We start from the raw sequence: 16,916 nt of genomic DNA on the forward strand, positions 1-16,916 counted from the left end.
AAACGATTGTTGGCATACGCGCACGCAGATGTCAACGAGTGCTGAAATCATCACCTCGCTTGACCTGAAGCCCTGTTGAGGTGCGAGGTTGGGCCGCGTGGAGAACAGACGCACGCTCACGGCCGGCCTCGTGACCCTGGTCACGCTGGTCGCCTTCGAGGCGGTGGCGGTCACCGCCGCCATGCCCTCGGTCGCCCGCGCCCTCGACGGGCTCCCGCTCTACGGCTTCGCCTTCGGCGGCGCCCTCGCGACCAGCGTGGTCGGGATGGTGCTGGCCGGCGCGTGGTGCGACCGCGCGGGCCCGGCCCGCCCGGCCGCCGTGGGCGTGGCGCTGTTCTGCGCCGGGCTGCTGCTGGCCGGGCTGGCCCCGCACATGTGGGTGCTCGTGCTGGGGCGCCTGGTGCAGGGGTTCGGCGGCGGGCTGGTCAACGTGGCGCTGTTCGTGGTCGTGGGGCGCGCCTACCCCACCGCCGAGCATCCACGCGTGTTCTCGCTGATGTCGGCGGCGTGGGTCCTGCCCGCCGTCGCCGGGCCCGCGGTGGCCGGGCTGATCGTGCAACTCGTCGGCTGGCGCTGGGTGTTCCTGCTGGTGGTGCTGGCGGCCGCCCCGGCGATGGCGGTGGTGTGGCCGCGGATCCGCGACATCCGCGGCGGCTCGGGCGAGGCGCGTCCCTCGCGGGTGCCGTGGTCGATCGGCGCGGCGGTGGGTGCCCTCGTGCTCTACGTCGGCGGGCAGGAGTCGCTGCCCCTGCTCGCGGCCGGGTTCGTGATCGCCGCCGTGTGCGGGGTGCGGCTGCTGCCGCGCGGCACCCTCGCCGCCGCCCGCGGCCTGCCCAGCGTCGTGCTCCTGCGCGGCCTCGCCGGGGCCGCGTTCGTGCAGGCCGACGTGTTCATCCCGCTCATCCTCACCCGCGAGCGCGGCCTCAGCCCGGCGCTGGCCGGGCTCAGCGTCACCGTCGGCGCGCTCTTCTGGTCCGCCGGCTCGTGGCTGCAGGCCCGGACGGGCCGGCGCCTCGGCGACACGGCCCGGCTGCGGCTCGGCGCCGCGGGCATCGCGGCCGGCGTGCTGTCCGCGGTGGCGGTCGTCTCGGCGGCGGTACCGGTGGCCGTCGTCGTCGCCGGCTGGTGCCTCGCCGGCTTCGGCATGGGCCTGGTGTCCCCGGTCTCGGCGGCGCTCGTGCTGCGCCTGTCCGAGCCGGGCCGGCAGGGCGCGGGCAGCTCCGCCCTCGCCGTCGCCGACGCGCTGCTGACCACCATCGCGCTCGCCGTCGGCGGCTCCCTGTTCGCCGCGCTCGTCGACGCCGGCCCCGGCGCCTACCTGGCCGCGTTCACGGTCGCGCTCGTCCCCGCCCTCGCCGCGCTCGCCGTCGCCGGTCGTACTTTCGGCGGATCTGACGGTACGACGCCACCCGTAGCATTGGCCGGTGAGCGTGCGGGTGCTGGTCGCGGATGATCAGGAGATCGTCCGCACCGGGTTGACGATGATCCTCAACGCCCAGCCGGACATCGAGGTGGTGGCCGAGGCCGCCGACGGCCGCCGGGCCGTGGAGCTGGCCCGCCGGCTGCGCCCCGACGTCTGCCTCCTCGACGTGCGGATGCCCGCCATGGACGGGCTGGAGGCGACCCGCCAGCTGGCCGGCCCGGGCGTCGAGGACCCCCTCGCCGTCGTCGTCATCACCACCTTCGACCTCGACGAATACGTCTACGCGGCCCTGCGCGCCGGCGCCCGCGGCTTCCTGCTCAAGGACGCGGGCCCGGCGCTGCTCGCCCAGGCCGTGCACGCGGCCGCGAACGGCGACGCGCTCATCGCCCCCAGCGTCACGACCCGCCTGCTGCGCGCCTTCGCCGACAACGGCCCCGCGGCCCCGCCCCGCCAGCCGATCGAGCCGCTGACCGAGCGCGAGGAGCAGGTCCTGGCCCGGGTGGCGCGGGGCCGCACGAACAACGAGATCGCCGACGAGCTGTTCATCACCCTCAGCACCGTCAAGTCCCACGTGACCGCCCTCATGCTGAAGCTGGGGGTGCGCAACCGCGTGGAGATCGCGATGTGGGCCTACGAGACCAACCGGGTCCGGCCCGGCAGCTGAACTTTGGTCGGGCCCGGCCCCGGCCCATGGATCGATGCGCCCGCACCCGCGCGGAGCCCACCATCGGTGTTCATGACGACCGTTGCCACCCGCAGCCGCACCCGCGACTGGCCCATCATCGCCGGCCTGTTCGTGCTCGCCCTCGTTCCCTCCCTGGCCGGTAGCGTGCGGGTCGCCCAGCTGACCGGCGGCGTCGAGCGCACCGCGGCCAACGCCCGCTTCGTCGACATGCCGGCCCCGGTCCTCGTCCACATCGTCGGCGCGGTCTTCTACGCGTTCCTGGGCGCCCTGCAGTTCGCCCCGCACCTGCGACGCCGGCACCGCCGGTGGCACCGCGTCACCGGCCGCGTCCTGGTGCTCTGCGGCCTGGCCGTGGCCCTGTCCGGCCTGTGGATGACCACCTTCTACGACCTGCCGAGGGGCGACAACGCCGCGACCAACGCGGCCCGCTACGTCGTGGGCATCGGCATGCTGGTCTCGATCGTCCTCGGCTTCGCCGCCGTCCGCCGCCGCGACTTCCACGCGCACGAGGCCTGGATGATCCGCGCGTACGCCCTCGCCATGGGCGCCGGCACCCAGGTCTTCACGAGCCTGCCCCTGATCCCGCTGAACCCGGACGGCCCGCACTACCCGGCCTGGCGCAGCGTGGCGCTGATCTCGGCCTGGGTGCTCAACCTGGCCGTCGCCGAGATCGTCATCCGCCGCTCGGCCCGCTCCCGCGCCCGGGCGTGACTATCCGGGGCGCGCACGCCGCGGCCGGGGCGGCGCAGCGGGCACGGGCCCAGCCCGAGCTCGGCGCCGACGGCCGCCAGGCCCAGCACCGCGGCGCGCAGCAGGGCGAAGCGGTGGTGGCGGTGCGCCCGGGGCACGTGGAGGTCCGCGGTCAGGCGCTTGCGCGAGCCGCCGACGCGCCGGATCGACGTCACGGTCACCGTGCCGGACGGCGACGGGCGCGGGCTCAGGACCACCTCGCGGCCGCCCGGGAATCTCGGGCGCAGCCACGCGGGGCCGTCGAAGGCCCGGTCCACGGCGTCGCCGACCCAGGCGTCGGTGAGGTCTTCGGCGGGCTCGAGCCCGAACCAGAACGTCATCCGCAGGCCTCGGCCCGGGACCGCAGCAGGGTTCGCTCGCGCTCGTTGCGGGTCATCGACGCGGCGCGCTCGAACTCGGCGCGGGCCTCGGCCAGGCGGCCCAGGCGGAAGAGGAAGTCGGCGCGGACCGAGGGCAGCAGGTGGTACCCCCGCAGCGCCTTGTCCTCCAGGAGCGGCTCCAGCACCGTCAGCCCCGCGGCCGGCCCGTGCGCCATCGAGACCGCCACGGCGCGGTTGAGCTCGACGACCGGCGACGGGGCGAGGGCGGCGAGCCGGGCGTACAACCCCGCGATCCGGGCCCAGTCGGTCTCCTCCGCGGTGCGGGCGCGGGCGTGGCAGGCGGCGATCGCGGCCTGCAGCGTGTAGGCGCCCCCGCCCAGCTCCTCGGCGCGCTCGAGCGCCCGCAGGCCGCGGGTCACGAGCAGCCGGTCCCAGCGGCGCCGGTCCTGGTCCAGCAGCATGATCGGCTCGCCGCCGGGGCCCGTGCGGGCGGCCGCGCGGGACGCCTGGATCTCCAGCAGCGCGACGAGGCCGTGCACCTCCGCCTCGGCCGGCATCAGCCCCGCCAGCACGCGGCCGAGGCGCAGCGCCTCCCCGCACAGGGCCGGGCGCATCCAGTCGTCGCCGGCCGTCGCGGAGTACCCCTCGTTGAAAATGAGGTAGATGACCTCCAGCACCGAGGCCAGCCGCTCGGTGCGGGCCGCGCCCGTGGGCAGCTCGAAGGGGACCTTCGCCTCGGTGAGGGCCTTCTTGGCGCGGCTGATGCGCTGGCCCATCGTCGTGTCCGGGACCAGGAACGCCCGCGCGATCTCGTCCGTGGACAGCCCGCCGAGCAGGCGCAGGGTCAGGGCCGTGCGCGCCTCCGGCTTGAGCACCGGGTGGCACGCGGTGAAGATCAGCCGGAGCAGGTCGTCCTCGATGGGCTCCTGCTCGAGCACCGCCTCCAGCGCCGGATCGTCGAGCCGCTCCTCACCGGCCAGGGCGGGCAGGTGCTTGTGCAGCACCTGCTGCCGCCGGATGGTGTCGATCCCGCGCCGCTTCGCCGTCGTGGTCAGCCACGCCCCGGGATTGCGCGGGACGCCCTCGGCCGGCCATTGCTCCAGCGCCGCGACCAGGGCGTCCTGCGCAAGCTCCTCCGCGAGGCCGACGTCGCCGACGAGCCGGGCGACGCCCGCGATGACGCGCGCCGCCTCGATCCGCCAGACCGCTTCGATCGCGGATCTGGCATCGGTACCGGAAGAGCTCACCCGGCCAACATAACTAGCCCTCGTACTCGGAGACCCGCCGCACCTCGATCTCGATGTCGTGGTCGAACAGGTCCGCGAACCGCCGCGCCCACTCGACCGCCTCGGCCTGGTCGCGCACCTGCACGATGCCGAAGCCCCCGATGACCTCCTTCGCCTCCGCGAACGGCCCGTCGACGACCGTGGTCTCGCCGTCGCGCTTGGAGATCGTCGCCGCCCCGGCCGAGCTGGGCAGCAGGCCCTCGGCGGCGAGCAGCACCCCGGCCTTGCTGACCTCGTCCATGTACTGCGCGAACCGCTCGATGAACGCGGGGGTCGCCTGCCACAGCGCCGGGTTCGAGTCGTCCAGCTTGTGCATCATCATGTAGCGCATTTCGGGTTCCCTTCCGTGGTTTCTGTAGCCTTCACCACCGCGTCGAGTTCGGTCCGCGGATTTCGACAACGCCCCCACGAGTTTTTTCCGGGAGATCCTCATGCGCATCCTCTTCGGCTTCGCCGGCGGCAACGGCCACGTCCAGCCGCTGCTCCCGCTCGCCCGGGCCGCCGCCGCCCGCGGCCACGCCGTCGCCTTCACCGGAAGACCCGGCGTCCTGCCCAAGGAGTTCGAGGGCTTCCCCGCCGGCGCGGACGAGCCGGACGATCGCCGCCCCCTGCGGCCCGTCGACCGCGACCGCGAGGAGCGCGACTTCCTCGGGGGCTTCGGCGGCTGGATCGCCCGGGAGCGCGCGGCGACGACCGGCGCGGTGGCGCGGCAGTGGCGCGCGGACCTGATCGTGTGCGACGAGGGCGACTTCGGCAGCATGATCGCCGCGGAGTCGCTGGGCCTGCCGCACGCGTCGGTGGTGGTGCTGGCGGCCGGCGGCTTCGGACGCCCCGCGGGCCTGTCCGCGCTGCTGGACGAGACGCGCGCCGCGCACGGCCTGCCCGCCGACCCGTCGCTGGCCATGCTGGAGCGGCACCTGGTGATCTCGCCGGTCCCGCCGACGTTCCGCCGGGCCGCGAGCAGCACGCGCCGGTGCGAGATGCGCCCGTTCGAGCCGGTGGCCCCGGCTCCGACCGACCCGCCGACCGTGTACTTCACGCTCGGCACGATCTTCAACACCGAGTCGGGCGACCTCTTCCCACGCCTGCTGTCCGGCCTCCGCTCGCTGCCGATCCGGCTCGTCGTCACGGTGGGCGCGGGCATCGACCCCGCCGAGCTCGGCCCGCAGCCCGCGCACGTGCGGGTGGAGCGGTACATCCCGCAGGCATCGCTGCTGCCCCGCTGCTCGGCGGTGGTGACCCACGCCGGCTCCGGCACCGTCGTCGGCGCCCTCGCCCACGGCCTGCCGATGGTGCTGGTGCCGATGGGCGCCGACCAGCCCGCGAACGCCGACCGGTGCGCGGAGCTGGGCGTGGGCGTGGTCCTCGACGCCGTGGCCGCGACCGGGGCCGACGCGGCCGCCGCCCTGCGGACCGTGCTCACCGGCCCGTCGTACGCGGCCGCGGCTCAGGCCCTGCGCGCCGAGGTGGCCGCGATGCCGGACCCGGCCGCCGTGGTCGACCGGCTGGAGGCGCTCACCGCGTGACGGGGTCCTGCTCAGCGTCACGGTCGCGGTCACGGTCGAGGTCACGGTCAGGGGCCCGGTCACGGTCCCAGCGGCGCAGCTCGTCGGCGCCGTCGGCGATCTCGCGGCGCAGCAGGGGGTCGAGGTCGGTGCGGCGCAGCATCGCCTCGGCCGGCGCCAGCGCGCGCGGGGAGAACCGGGGGAACGCGAACCGGACCACCTTCAGCGCCGCGAGCGGGTAGCGGCCCTCGAGCATGGCGGGCACGTCGGCGAAGTAGCGCTCGGCGTACGGGTCGGTGAGGGCCTCCTGGCCCGGCTGCCAGAACGCCTCCGCGTTGGCGACGGCGAGGCGGGGGTTCGGGTCGTGCACGAGCGTGTCCCAGGCCGCGGCCTTGGCCTCGGCGGCGGGGCGGGCGGCCCGGCAGGCGGCGGCGCGCTCGGCCCCCTTGGCACTGGGGTCGCGGCGCTCCTCGGCGGTGATCTCCTCGGGGGTGGCGTCACCCAGGGCGGCCAGGCGCAGCAGCAGCGACCAGCGCAGGTCGGCGTCGATCGACAGGCCGTCCGGGGTGCCCGCGCCGCCGCCGAGCCACGCGCGCAGCACCGGCGCGCCTAGCCACGGTGGCCAGCGCCCGCGCGGTGGCCAGCTGGCGGCCCGAGCCCGGCGCCGCCGCCGACAGCGCCGCCGCGCACACCTCGGCCAGCGGCGCGAACGGGATCAGGCCGCGGCGGGCCAGGGCGTCGCGGGCGAAGGCCAGGACCTCGTCGAAGACGCCCTCCTGGCGCTCCGCGGGCAGGGCCGCCACGAGGAGGCTCAGCAGCTCCGACGGCGGGATCTCGCCGTCGCGCACGGCGTCGGTCACCGCGGCCCAGATCACCGCGCGGGCCAGGGAGTCGTCCAGGCCGGGCAGGACCGCGGCCAGCGCCGCGCGGCTGAACGGGTCGAAGCGGACCTTCGCGTAGGTCTCGTCGCCGGCGTTGAGCAGCACCACCGTGCCGGCGGCCGCGGTGACGCCCGGCACGAGCGCGCCGGGGCCGTCGATCGCGCAGGGCTCGCGGGTCACCGAGCCGTCGGAGGCGAACATCGCCACGGTCAGGTGGTGCGGGCGCAGCGGGCGGCCCGACTGCTCGATGCGCAGGCCGGGCTCGCCGCGGGACGGCACCGCGCGCAGCGTGTTCGCGCCGGTGCTGCGCAGCCACAGCTCGGCCCAGCCCGTGAGGTCGCGGCCGGCGGCCGAGCCGATCACGGCCAGGAAGTCCGACAGATCGGCGTTGGCGAACCGGTACGCCGAGAAGTACTCGCGCAGGCCCTCCAGGAAGACCTCGTCGCCCAGCGCGATCGAGAGCTGGCGCAGGGCCGCGGCGCCCTTGGCGTAGGAGATGCCGTCGAAGTTCTGGAAGGCCACCGCCGTGTCCGAGACCCCTTCCGGGGCGACCGGGTGCGTCGACGGGCGCTCGTCGGCCAGCAGGCCCCACCGCTCCCGCCAGATCGCGAAGTCCGCCGCCGCGGACGGGTGCCGCCCGGTCTCGGCCGCGACCCGCCAGCCCATGATCTCCGCGAACGCCTCGTTCAGCCACACGTCGTCCCACCAGCGCAGCGTCACCAGGTTGCCGAACCACATGTGGGCCATCTCGTGCGCCATCACCACGAAGCGCCGGTGCCGGTCGCTGTCGGTCGCGCCCGCGCGGAACAGGAACTCCTCGCGGTAGTTGACCAGGGCCGGGTTCTCCACCGCGCCGCCGCTGAACTCGGGCACGAAGGCCTGGTCGTACTTGGCGAACGGGTAGCGCACCCCGAACAGCTCGTGGTAGCGGTCGAAGGCCGCGGCCGTCGCGGCGAACAGCTCGTCGGCGTCGGCGTCGAGGCCGGCGGCAAGGCTGCGGCGGCACAGCAGGGCCAGGGGGATGCCGTCGTGCTCGCGCTCCCGCACGTGCCAGGGGCCGGCGACGAAGCTGAAGAGGTACGTGGACAGGGGCGGCGTCGGCTCGAACGCCCAGCGGCCGCCGGTGCGGGTCGCCACCGGCGCGTTGGCCCGGACCGTCCACTGCGCGGGGGCGAGGACCGTCAGGGTCATCGGCGCCTTGAGGTCGGGCTGGTCGAAGCAGACGAACATGCGCGGGGCGTCGTCGAGCGGGGCCTGGCCGTAGAGGTACGTCTCGCCGTCCTCGGGGTCGGTGAAGCGCAGGATGCCCTCGCCGCTGGGGGAGTACCGCGCGGTGAACTCGGCCTCGAGCCGGTTCTCGGCGGCCAGGCCCGCCAGCGCCACCCGCCCGTCCGCGACCGGTGCCTCGCGACCGTTGAGCGTCACGCGTACGGCCTGTGCCCCCTTGACCTCCGCGAAGCTCGCGGCCCCGGGGGAGGAGCAGGCGAACTCGACGACCGTGCGCGAGGTGAACGTGTCCGGCTCGGTGAGGTCCAGCTCGATCGCGTAGGAGCGCACGGCGATGAGCCGGCCTCGCTCGATCGCCTCGCCGCGGGTCAGGCTCGTCATGATCCCGACGCTACCCGCTCGCCCGCCCGTCAACTCGGACGGTTAGCTTCGGCCGCGTGGACGGCTACTGCGAGCGCCTCGGCCCGGGCCTGTGGGCCGAGCCCCTGAACGCGGTGTCGAACGCGGCGTTCCTCGTCGCCTGCGCCGTGCTCCTGGCGCAGACCCGGCACCGGGCCCTGCCGATCCTGCTCGGCGTCGTCGGGCTGTGCAGCCTCTCGTTCCACACGTTCGCCGACGGCTTCACCGCGGCGCTCGACTCGCTGTCGATCCTGGTGTTCGTCCTCGTCGCCGTGGTGCTCCTCGCGCGGTACGGCCTCGGCGTGCGGCCCGGGCGCGCGTGGCTGGCCGCGCCCGCCTTCGTGGTGTTCGCCGCGCTCGTCGACGTCCTGCTGGCGCGGGCGGGCCGGCAGTACACCCGCGGCGGCTATCTGCCCGCCCTGCTCGGGCTCGCCGGGTTCGCCGCCGCCCTACGCTCGCGGCCGCTGGCCGTCGCGGCGGGCGTCTTCGCCGTCTCGCTCACGCTGCGCACCCTGGACGAGCCCCTGTGCGGCACGGTCCCGACCGGCCTGCACTGGGCCTGGCACTGCCTCAACGCCGTGGTCCTCTACCTCGTAGCCCGAGCTGTGAGCAAACTTCGATCGGAGTTCGGCTGGTTGGCATCGGGCGGTCAGACGCGGACATAAGGGTCCACCTCATGACTGAAGGGCAATTCGGACGGCGGGCGCTGCTCCAGGCCGCCGTCGCCGTCCCCGCCGTGGGAGCCGTCGTCACCACCACCGCGACCACCGCCGCGGCGGCCCCGCAGACGTCCGACCCGGGCGTGCCGAGGTTCGCGCTCGCCGTGCTGCCGGACACCCAGTACCTCTTCGACGAGGACAGCTCCCGCCCCGAGCCGCTGCGGGAGACCTTCGACTACCTGCTGCGCGAGCGCGCCGACTCGAACATCGTGTTCATGGCCCACCTCGGCGACGTCACCGAGCACGGCAGCGAGCACGAGATCGGGCTCGCCTCGGACACGTTCGAGGCGCTGGACGGCCGGATGCCCTACAGCGTCCTGGCCGGCAACCATGACGTCAACGGCTCCACCGACGACCAGCGCGGCGACTCCGCGTACCTGCGGGCGTTCGGGGCCGCGGCCAAGCGCTTCAGGAGGATGCCGACCTTCGGCGGGGCGTCGCCGGACGGGTACAACAGCTTCCACACCCTGCGTGCGGCCGGGCGCCAGTGGCTCGTCCTGGCGCTGGACTGGCGGGTGTCGGACAAGGGCCTGGCGTGGGCGCAGGGCGTGCTCGACGCGCACCCGACGCTGCCGGTCGTGCTCACCACGCACGAACTGGCCTGGTCCGAGGAGAACGGGCAGGCGCACCTGTCCGACTACGGCCAGCGGCTGTGGGACCGGTTCATCAAGCGCAACGACCAGATCTTCCTCACCCTCAACGGGCACTTCTGGCCGCCGGGGCGCACCGTGCTGCGCAACGACGCCGGCCACGACGTGCACGTGCACATCACGAACTACCAGGACCGGTACTACGGCGGCGCCGGCATGATCCGCCTCTACCGCTTCGACCTGGCCCGCGGCGTCATCGACGTGGAGACGTTCTCGCCGTGGTTCCTGCGCCGGGACCCGCACCAGCGCAACCCGCTGGAGGCCGAGACGATCGAGCTGACCGGGCCGGCCGACCGCTTCAGCCTGGAGATCGACTTCGCGGCCCGGTTCGCCGGCTTCGCGCCCGTCACGCCGCCCGCGCCCCGGCCCGCCGCGGCCGTCATCGGGCGGGACACGGCGGCGTACTGGCGCTTCGACCCCTCCGGGCTGCCCTCCGGCGGCCCGGCGGGCGCGGCGGTCGCCGACGGTACCGTCGTCAAGGACCTCACCGGCAAGGGCAACGACCTCGTCGTGCACCGGCTGCACGGCAGCGGCCCGGGCGCCCTGACGTGGTCGCCGGAGCATCACCCCGGCGCCCCGGCCCACGCGAGCCTGCGCTTCGACGGCGGCAAGGCCCCGGACCGCGGCGCGATCCTCGAGGCGGTGCGCTCCGCGCCGATCAACGCGCAGCGCTTCGAGCGCGGCTACACCATCGAGGCGTTCGTGAAGTTCCCGGACCCGTTCGAGGGCGACCACGCCTGGATGGGGATCCTTTCGTGGGAGGGGCGCAACGGCGACGCGGGCAAGACCAGCGGCTGGTCCCCCGAGGAGCCCACGTGCAGCCTGAACCTGTCGCCGGAGCGGTTCCTGCAGTTCGTCGTCTACCCCACCGACCGCGACGCCGACCCGACGTCGTGGAGCCACGCCCTGCCGGTGGGCCGCTGGATGCATCTCGCGGTGGTCAACGACTCGCGCAAGACGGTGGTGTACGTCGACGGCTCGCCGATCGCGCGCAACCCAACCCAGCCGTCGAAGGGCATCACGACCTTCGGCAAGCCGTTCGTGATCGGGGCGACCCAGTTCGCCGAGCGGTTCTCGCAGGGCTTCTACGGCTGGATCGGCGACGTGCGGATCACCGCGGCGGCGCTGCCGGTGCGGGACTTCCTGACGCGGTTCTGAGCGCGAGCCGGGCCGCGCCGAGCGCGGGGTCGTGTGCGGTGCCCACGCTGGTGCCGGGCACGAGTCCGCGCTCGGCCAGCCGCGCCAGCACGCCGCGGCGCACCGGGGTGTCGGCGACGAGCAGGCCGCCGGCCAGCACCACCGGGGCGCCCGGGGCCTCCAGCTCGTCGAGGGTGGCGACCAGCCGCCGCGCGGCCTCGGTGGTGATCGCGGAGGCGTCCGGGTCGCCGGCGTCGGCGAGCTCGCACACCACCGGCGCGAGGGCGCCGAACGGGGGCCGCGCCTGGGCCCAGTGCACGAGGTCGTCCGCGGTCGCGGCCCCGGCGTGCGCGGCCACCCGGCGCGCGAGCGGTGCCCGCCATCGACGCGCCGCCAGCCGTACCGCCCGCAGCCCCAGCCACATCCCCGAGCCCTCGTCGCCGAGCAGCCAGCCCAGCCCGTCGGCGACGCGCGTGATCTCGAACCCCTCGACCAGGGCGGCGACCGCGCCCGTCCCGGCGATGAGCACCGCGCCCGACGCCCAGTCCCCGCCCGCGGCGAAGGCCGTGACCGCGTCGCCCGCGATCGTCATCGGGCAGCGCAGGCCCAGCGCGTCCCACTCCGCCGCGAAGGCGGCCGCGATCGCGGGATCGGCCAGGGCGCTGGCCCCGGCGACGCCGACCACCCCAGAGGTCACCGTCGCCGGGGCCGGCCCGAGCGCGGCCCGCAGCGCCGACCCGATGGCGCGCACGGCCGCCGGGCCGCCGGCGGCCGGGTTGCCGGGACCGGCGGACCCGCGCCCGAGCACGGCGCCCGTCTCGTCGACGACCACCGCCTTGGACGCCGTCCCGCCCGCGTCTACGCCGACCACCACGGACCGGGCCACGACTGCCATGGCATCGATGGAAACATAGAAAATGCTTATTGACTAGAAGTTGAAGTGGTCGTAATTTTCATCGCCAAGGCGGAACGATGAAAAGGATGACCGGTGACGGGTGAGAGTGGCGGGCTGCTCGGGCGGCTGCGCATCGAGGGGCCGACGATGCCGGAGGCCCTGGCGAAGATCGCCGAGACGATCCTCGGCGATCCCGAGACGGCGGCGCACGCGAGCATCGTCGACCTCGCCGAACGCTCGGGCACCTCGACGGCCACCGTCACGCGGTTCAGCCGGACGCTCGGCTTCAAGGGCTACGCGAACCTGCGGGTGGCGATCGCGACCGAGACGGGGCGGGCGGAGCAGGCGCGCTGGGAGACCGACATCAGCGGCGACATCGCGCCGGGCGACCCGCTCGGCGACGTCCTCGGGGTGATCACCGCCGCGGACACCCGGGCGATCCAGGCGACCGCCGCGGGGCTGGACGTCGCCGCGGTCGAGCGGGTCGCGGAGGCCATCGCCGGCGCCGGGCGCGTCGAGATCATCGGGTTCGGCTCCAGCGGTACCGCGGGCCGGGAGATGGCCTTCCGGCTCGAACGCATCCGGGTCCCGGTCTGGTACCGCTCCGACAGCCACACCGCGCTCACGAACGCGGCCCTGCTCGGGCCGGGCGACGTCGCGATCGGGCTGTCGCACTCCGGCCGCACCCGCGAGGTCATCGAGACCCTCGCCGAGGCCGCCGACCACGGGGCGACGACGGTCGCGGTGACGTCCTTCGGGCGCTCCCCGCTGGCCGAGGTGGCCGACGTCGTGTTCACCACCTCGGTCCACGAGACCACCTTCCGGGTCGCGGCCCTCTCCGCGCTGCACTCGCAGCTGCTGGTCCTGGACCTCATCTACGTCGCGGTGGCGCAGCGCACCTACGAGCGCACCGCCGAGGCCCTCGAGCTCACCGTGCGCGCCGTCGAGGCGCACCGGTTGCCCGACACGACCACCACCCGCAAGCGACCACGGAGGGACAAGCCGCTGTGACCATCAGAAGTGCCGACTACGTCGAGGTGATCCGCGCCGCGATCGACCGCGTCGGGACCACCCAGGGCGACAAGGTGGCGCACGCCGCCGACCTGATGACCGCGACGGTCCAGGCCGGCGGGGTGATCCAGGCGTTCGGCTGCGGGCACTCCGAGGCGCTCGCCATGGAGATCGCGGGCCGGGCCGGCGGGCTCGTGCCCACCAGCCGCATCGCCCTGCGCGACATCGTGCTCTACGGCGGCGACCCGCTCAGCGCGCTGGCCGACCCCCAGCTCGAACGCACCCCCGCCGTGGCCCACCGCCTCTACGACCTCGCCCCCGTCAAGCCCGACGACACGTTCGTCATCGCCTCCAACTCCGGCGTCAACGGCGCCGTGGTGGAGATGGCGCAGCTGGTCAAGCAGCGGGGGCACGCGCTCATCGCGATCACGTCGCTCGAACACTCCGCCCGGGTGGACTCGCGGCACGAGAGCGGCCTGAAGCTCGGCGACCTCGCCGACGTGGTCCTCGACAACGGGGCCCCCTACGGCGACGCGTCGCTGCCGCTGCCCGGCGGCGGTGCCGTCGGCGCGGTCTCCTCGATCACGGCGGCCCTGCTGGCCCAGCAGATCGTCATCGAAGTGGTGGCGCGCCTGCTGGCCGCCGGGGTCACGCCGCCGGTCTACCTGTCCGACAACGTGCCGGGCGGGCGGGAGCACAACGCAGCACTTGAGGCGCGGTACGCCGGGCGCATCCGGCGTACCGCATAAAAGGAGAGCGAGCTCGAACATGGTCCAAGTCATGAACCCCTCACCTTCCACCCCACCGTATCCCAGTCGTCGTTCGATCTTGAAGGGTGCCGCCGGCGTCGCCATCGCCGCGCCCCTGCTCAGCGCCTGTGTCACCAGCGGGAGCAGCGACGACGAGCCCGCGGCCGGCGCGGGCGACAAGAGCGCCGACAACCCGCTCGGGGTCAAGGACGACGCCCCGCTCGAAGTCGTCATCTTCAAGGGCGGCTACGGCGACGACTACGCCAAGCACGCCGAGGACCTCTACAAGGGCAAGCACGCCAAGGCGGCCATCGACCACAAGGGCATCCAGAAGGTCGGCGAGGCGCTGCAGCCCCGGTTCGTGGCCAACACCCCGCCGGACGTCGTCGACAACACCGGCGCCGGCCGGCTCGACCTGGCCACGCTCGTCTCGGCCAAGCAGCTGTCGGACCTCACCGAGCTGCTCGACGCCCCGTCGTTCGACGACCCGAACACCAAGGTGCGCGACACGCTGCTGCCCGGCGTCGTCGACGACGGCACCTTCGACAAGCAGGTCCTCACGCTGAACTTCACCTACACCGTGTGGGGCCTGTGGTACTCCAAGCCGCTCTTCGCGAGCAAGGGCTGGGCGTACCCGAAGACGTGGGACGAGATGCTCGCCCTGTGCGCCACGATCAAGGCGGCCGGCATCGCGCCCTGGACCTACCAGGGCAAGTACCCCGAGTACATCAACGACCCGCTGCTCACCATGGCGGCCAAGATCGGCGGGGAGGCGCTGCTGTCCAGCGTCGACAACCTCGAGCCGAACGCGTGGAAGGCCGACGGGCTCAAGGCCGCCGCGGAGGCGTTCGCCGAGCTGGCCGCCAAGGGGTACATCATGAGCGGCTCCGAGGCTTTGTCCCACACCGAGGCGCAGGCCGCCTGGTGCCAGGGCAAGGCCGCGTTCATCCCCTGCGGCTCCTGGCTGGAGAGCGAGCAGAAGGGCGTCGCCCCCAACGGCTTCGACATGGTGATGGGCCCGGTGCCCTCCCGCACGGGCAGCGACAAGATGGGCGGGGCCGCGGTGCAGGCGGCCAGCTCCGAGTCCTACATCGTGCCGTCGAAGGCCAAGAACGTCGCCGGCGGGATGGAGTACCTGCGGATCCTGTTCTCCAAGCAGTCGGCGAAGAGCTTCGCGCAGTCGGCGGGCACGCTGCCGGCCGTGGCCGGGGCGACCGACGGGCTGACCCTGAGCAGCGGGCTCGGCTCGACACGCGACGCGATCACGGCGGCGGGCAAGGAGGCGTTCAGCTTCCGGTTCCGCACCTGGTACGCCCCGCTGGCCAAGGCCGTCGACGACGCGACCGGCGAGCTGGTCAACAAGCGCGCCACCGCCGCCGAGTGGGCGGAGCGGGTCCAGAAGGCCGCCGACGCGCTCGCGAAGGACTCCGGCGTCAAGAAGTACACCCGCTGATGAAACACGGTCGGCTCCGGTTCCTCCTCGGTGCGCTCGTGCCCGCGCTGGTGCTGCACGTGCTGTTCGTGCTGTCCCCGTACGCGCAGGCGTTCTACCTCTCGCTCACCGACTGGACCGGCGTGGCCGGCGAGGCGCACTTCGTCGGGGCGGGCAACTACGCCCGCCTCGGCGGCGACTCCCTGTTCCTCGACGCGGTGCGCAACAACGCGATCATGCTCGTCGTGGTGCCCGTCGTGACCATCGGGCTCGGGCTGTTCCTGGCGAGCATGCTGCACCTCGGCGGCCGCGACGGGCGCCGGGGGATCGCGGGCACCCGCGTCTACCAGATCGTGTACTTCTTCCCCCAGCTGCTGTCGCTGGTCATCGTCGCCGTGCTGTGGCAGTTCATCTACAACCCGAACAACGGCCTGCTCAACGGGGCGCTGCGGGCGGCCGGACTCGGCTCGGCGGCGCGCAGCTGGCTGGCCGAGCCGAACCTGGCGCTGCCGGCCGTGATGGCCGTGCTGGTCTGGTCGTCGGCCGGGTTCTACATGGTGCTGTTCAGCGCGGCGATCGACTCGATCCCGAAGGAGCTCTTCGAGGCCGCCCTGCTCGACGGGGCGAGCGGCTGGGCGACGTTTCGCAAGGTGACGCTGCCCCTCGTGCGCGACACCGTGCAGGTCGCGTTCGTCTACCTCGGCATCGCGGCCCTCGACGGGTTCGCCGTCGTGCAGGTCATGACGGTGGGGCCGGGCGGGCCGGACGGGGCCACGGAGGTGATCGGGCTGTCGCTGTACCGCAACGCCTTCACGTACGGCAAGTTCGGCTACGCCTCGGCGATGGGGGTCGCGCTGTTCTTCGCGACGCTGACGCTGGCGGTGCTCGCCCTGCGCGCGGGCCGCAAGGAAAGGGTCGAGCTGGCATGAGCCTGGCTTCGCTGGAGCGCACGGCCGCGGTCACCGCGCCGCCGCGCCCCGCTCGTCCCCGCGCCCGGGCCGGGGCGGTGCTGCCGCACATCGCGATGCTGTGCTGGGGCGTGGTGACCGCGCTGCCGCTGCTGTGGGCGGTGATGAGCTCCTTCAAGACGGACAACGACATCCTGAACGACCCGTGGTCGGTGCCGTCGCGTCCGCACTTCGAGAACTGGTCGCGCGCCTGGAACCAGGCCGACATCGGGCGGTACTTCCTCAACAGCGTCATCGTCGTGGGCGGCGCGCTGCTGCTGACCATGCTGCTGGGCGCGCTGGTGGCCTACGCCCTGGCGCGGTACGAGTTCCGGGGCAACCGCCTCGTCTACTACACGTTCGTCGCGGCCATGTTCTTCCCCGTGTTCCTCGCGCTGGTGCCGCTGTTCTTCGTCGTGCAGCAGCTGCACCTGCTCGGCACCTACCAGGGGCTGATCCTGGTCTACGCGGCCTACGCGGTGCCGTTCACCGTCTTCTTCCTGCACGCGTTCTTCCGCACGCTGCCGGGCGAGGTCGCCGAGGCCGCGTTCATGGACGGCTGCTCGCACGCGGGGGTGTTCTTCCGCGTGATGCTGCCGATGGCCCGGCCGGGCCTGGTCGCCGTCGGCATCTTCAATTTCCTCGGGCTCTGGAACCAGTACCTGCTGCCGCTGGTTCTCAACCCCGACCCGGACCGGTACGTCCTGGCGCAGGGATTGGCCTCCCTGTCGGTCAGCCAGGGCTACCGCAGCGACTGGAGCGGACTGTTCGCCGGCCTCACGATCGCCATGCTGCCGGTGCTCATCGCCTACGTCGCGTTCCAACGGCACATCCGCGCCGGAATGACCGCCGGCGCGGTCAAGTAAGAACCCGTGATTGTGTGTGGGGAGGGCTCTATCC

At 73.7% G+C, this 16,916-nt stretch carries 17 protein-coding genes; 11 read left to right on the forward strand and 6 right to left on the reverse strand.

The genetic code is table 11. The annotated features are described in order from the left end of the window. Positions 1–97: 97 nt before the first annotated feature. From ACQP1P_RS05890 to ACQP1P_RS05900, 3 genes are all read left to right on the forward strand, one after another. Positions 98–1,453 carry an MFS transporter gene (locus ACQP1P_RS05890; protein WP_433083851.1) on the forward strand — a complete coding sequence of 452 codons (1,356 nt, stop codon included), beginning with the start codon at positions 98–100 and terminating at the stop codon, positions 1,451–1,453. After that, the gene (locus ACQP1P_RS05895; RefSeq protein WP_433083853.1) at positions 1,425–2,087 is read left to right on the forward strand and encodes a response regulator; all 663 of its coding nucleotides are present in this window, start codon (positions 1,425–1,427) and stop codon (positions 2,085–2,087) included. The genes ACQP1P_RS05890 and ACQP1P_RS05895 overlap by 29 nt, the downstream gene beginning before the upstream one ends. A 72-nt stretch (positions 2,088–2,159) precedes the next feature. Then, positions 2,160–2,819, forward strand: coding sequence for a DUF2306 domain-containing protein (locus ACQP1P_RS05900; protein ID WP_433083855.1), 660 nt, complete (start codon positions 2,160–2,162; stop codon positions 2,817–2,819). Here the strand turns inward: ACQP1P_RS05900 and ACQP1P_RS05905 are convergent. The 3 genes from ACQP1P_RS05905 to ACQP1P_RS05915 are packed head-to-tail and all read right to left on the reverse strand — an operon-like array spanning position 2,714 to position 4,795. Further along, positions 2,714–3,178: a hypothetical protein gene (locus ACQP1P_RS05905; protein WP_433083857.1), complete on the reverse strand. Its 465-nt coding sequence runs from the start codon at positions 3,176–3,178 to the stop codon at positions 2,714–2,716. The genes ACQP1P_RS05900 and ACQP1P_RS05905 overlap by 106 nt on opposite strands. Further along, the gene (locus ACQP1P_RS05910) at positions 3,175–4,425 is read right to left on the reverse strand and encodes an RNA polymerase sigma factor (RefSeq protein ID WP_433083859.1); all 1,251 of its coding nucleotides are present in this window, start codon (positions 4,423–4,425) and stop codon (positions 3,175–3,177) included. Before ACQP1P_RS05910 ends, ACQP1P_RS05905 begins: the two co-directional genes overlap by 4 nt. 13 nt (positions 4,426–4,438) lie before the next feature. Then, on the reverse strand, positions 4,439–4,795 hold the full coding sequence (locus ACQP1P_RS05915; protein ID WP_433083861.1) for a YciI family protein: 357 nt from the start codon (positions 4,793–4,795) through the stop codon (positions 4,439–4,441). A gap of 100 nt (positions 4,796–4,895) precedes the next feature. Between ACQP1P_RS05915 and ACQP1P_RS05920 the strand changes: the two genes are divergently transcribed. Then, the gene (locus ACQP1P_RS05920) at positions 4,896–5,990 is read left to right on the forward strand and encodes a glycosyltransferase (protein ID WP_433083863.1); all 1,095 of its coding nucleotides are present in this window, start codon (positions 4,896–4,898) and stop codon (positions 5,988–5,990) included. Here the strand turns inward: ACQP1P_RS05920 and ACQP1P_RS05925 are convergent. Together ACQP1P_RS05925 and pepN are read right to left on the reverse strand one after the other, a co-directional pair. After that, entirely contained in the window at positions 5,980–6,570 is a 591-nt protein-coding gene (locus ACQP1P_RS05925; protein ID WP_433083865.1) for an ERAP1-like C-terminal domain-containing protein, read from the reverse strand. The genes ACQP1P_RS05920 and ACQP1P_RS05925 overlap by 11 nt on opposite strands. Next, the gene (gene pepN / locus ACQP1P_RS05930; protein ID WP_433083867.1) at positions 6,467–8,458 is read right to left on the reverse strand and encodes an aminopeptidase N; all 1,992 of its coding nucleotides are present in this window, start codon (positions 8,456–8,458) and stop codon (positions 6,467–6,469) included. Before pepN ends, ACQP1P_RS05925 begins: the two co-directional genes overlap by 104 nt. 56 nt (positions 8,459–8,514) lie before the next feature. On the opposite strand from pepN, the gene ACQP1P_RS05935 reads away from it, so the two are divergent. Both ACQP1P_RS05935 and ACQP1P_RS05940 read left to right on the forward strand, forming a co-directional pair. After that, a complete protein-coding gene (locus tag ACQP1P_RS05935) occupies positions 8,515–9,141 on the forward strand; it encodes a hypothetical protein (RefSeq protein ID WP_433083869.1) in 627 nt (208 codons plus the stop codon). An 11-nt stretch (positions 9,142–9,152) separates the two neighbouring features. Then, the gene (locus ACQP1P_RS05940) at positions 9,153–11,003 is read left to right on the forward strand and encodes a LamG-like jellyroll fold domain-containing protein (RefSeq protein WP_433083871.1); all 1,851 of its coding nucleotides are present in this window, start codon (positions 9,153–9,155) and stop codon (positions 11,001–11,003) included. Here the strand turns inward: ACQP1P_RS05940 and ACQP1P_RS05945 are convergent. Continuing rightward, on the reverse strand, positions 10,957–11,877 hold the full coding sequence (locus ACQP1P_RS05945; RefSeq protein WP_433083873.1) for an N-acetylglucosamine kinase: 921 nt from the start codon (positions 11,875–11,877) through the stop codon (positions 10,957–10,959). The genes ACQP1P_RS05940 and ACQP1P_RS05945 overlap by 47 nt on opposite strands. Positions 11,878–11,970: 93 nt before the next feature. Here ACQP1P_RS05945 and ACQP1P_RS05950 point away from each other — a divergent pair, with 93 nt between their 5' ends. The 5 genes from ACQP1P_RS05950 (at position 11,971) to ACQP1P_RS05970 (ending at position 16,882) form a co-directional block, all read left to right on the forward strand. Next, the gene (locus ACQP1P_RS05950; protein WP_433083875.1) at positions 11,971–12,888 is read left to right on the forward strand and encodes a MurR/RpiR family transcriptional regulator; all 918 of its coding nucleotides are present in this window, start codon (positions 11,971–11,973) and stop codon (positions 12,886–12,888) included. A gap of 26 nt (positions 12,889–12,914) precedes the next feature. After that, positions 12,915–13,637, forward strand: a complete 723-nt coding sequence (locus ACQP1P_RS05955; RefSeq protein WP_433089859.1) for a sugar isomerase domain-containing protein — start codon at positions 12,915–12,917, stop codon at positions 13,635–13,637. A gap of 79 nt (positions 13,638–13,716) precedes the next feature. Beyond that, the gene (gene ngcE, locus ACQP1P_RS05960) at positions 13,717–15,090 is read left to right on the forward strand and encodes an N-acetylglucosamine/diacetylchitobiose ABC transporter substrate-binding protein (protein WP_433083877.1); all 1,374 of its coding nucleotides are present in this window, start codon (positions 13,717–13,719) and stop codon (positions 15,088–15,090) included. After that, a complete protein-coding gene (locus ACQP1P_RS05965) occupies positions 15,090–15,998 on the forward strand; it encodes a carbohydrate ABC transporter permease (protein ID WP_433083879.1) in 909 nt (302 codons plus the stop codon). Before ngcE ends, ACQP1P_RS05965 begins: the two co-directional genes overlap by 1 nt. Beyond that, positions 15,995–16,882 (forward strand): carbohydrate ABC transporter permease, encoded by an 888-nt coding sequence (locus ACQP1P_RS05970; protein ID WP_433083881.1) that lies wholly within the window; start codon positions 15,995–15,997, stop codon positions 16,880–16,882. Before ACQP1P_RS05965 ends, ACQP1P_RS05970 begins: the two co-directional genes overlap by 4 nt. Positions 16,883–16,916 lie beyond the last annotated feature (34 nt).

Source organism: Dactylosporangium sp. CA-052675, assembly GCF_050947935.1.
Taxonomy (GTDB): Bacteria; Actinomycetota; Actinomycetes; order Mycobacteriales; family Micromonosporaceae; genus Dactylosporangium.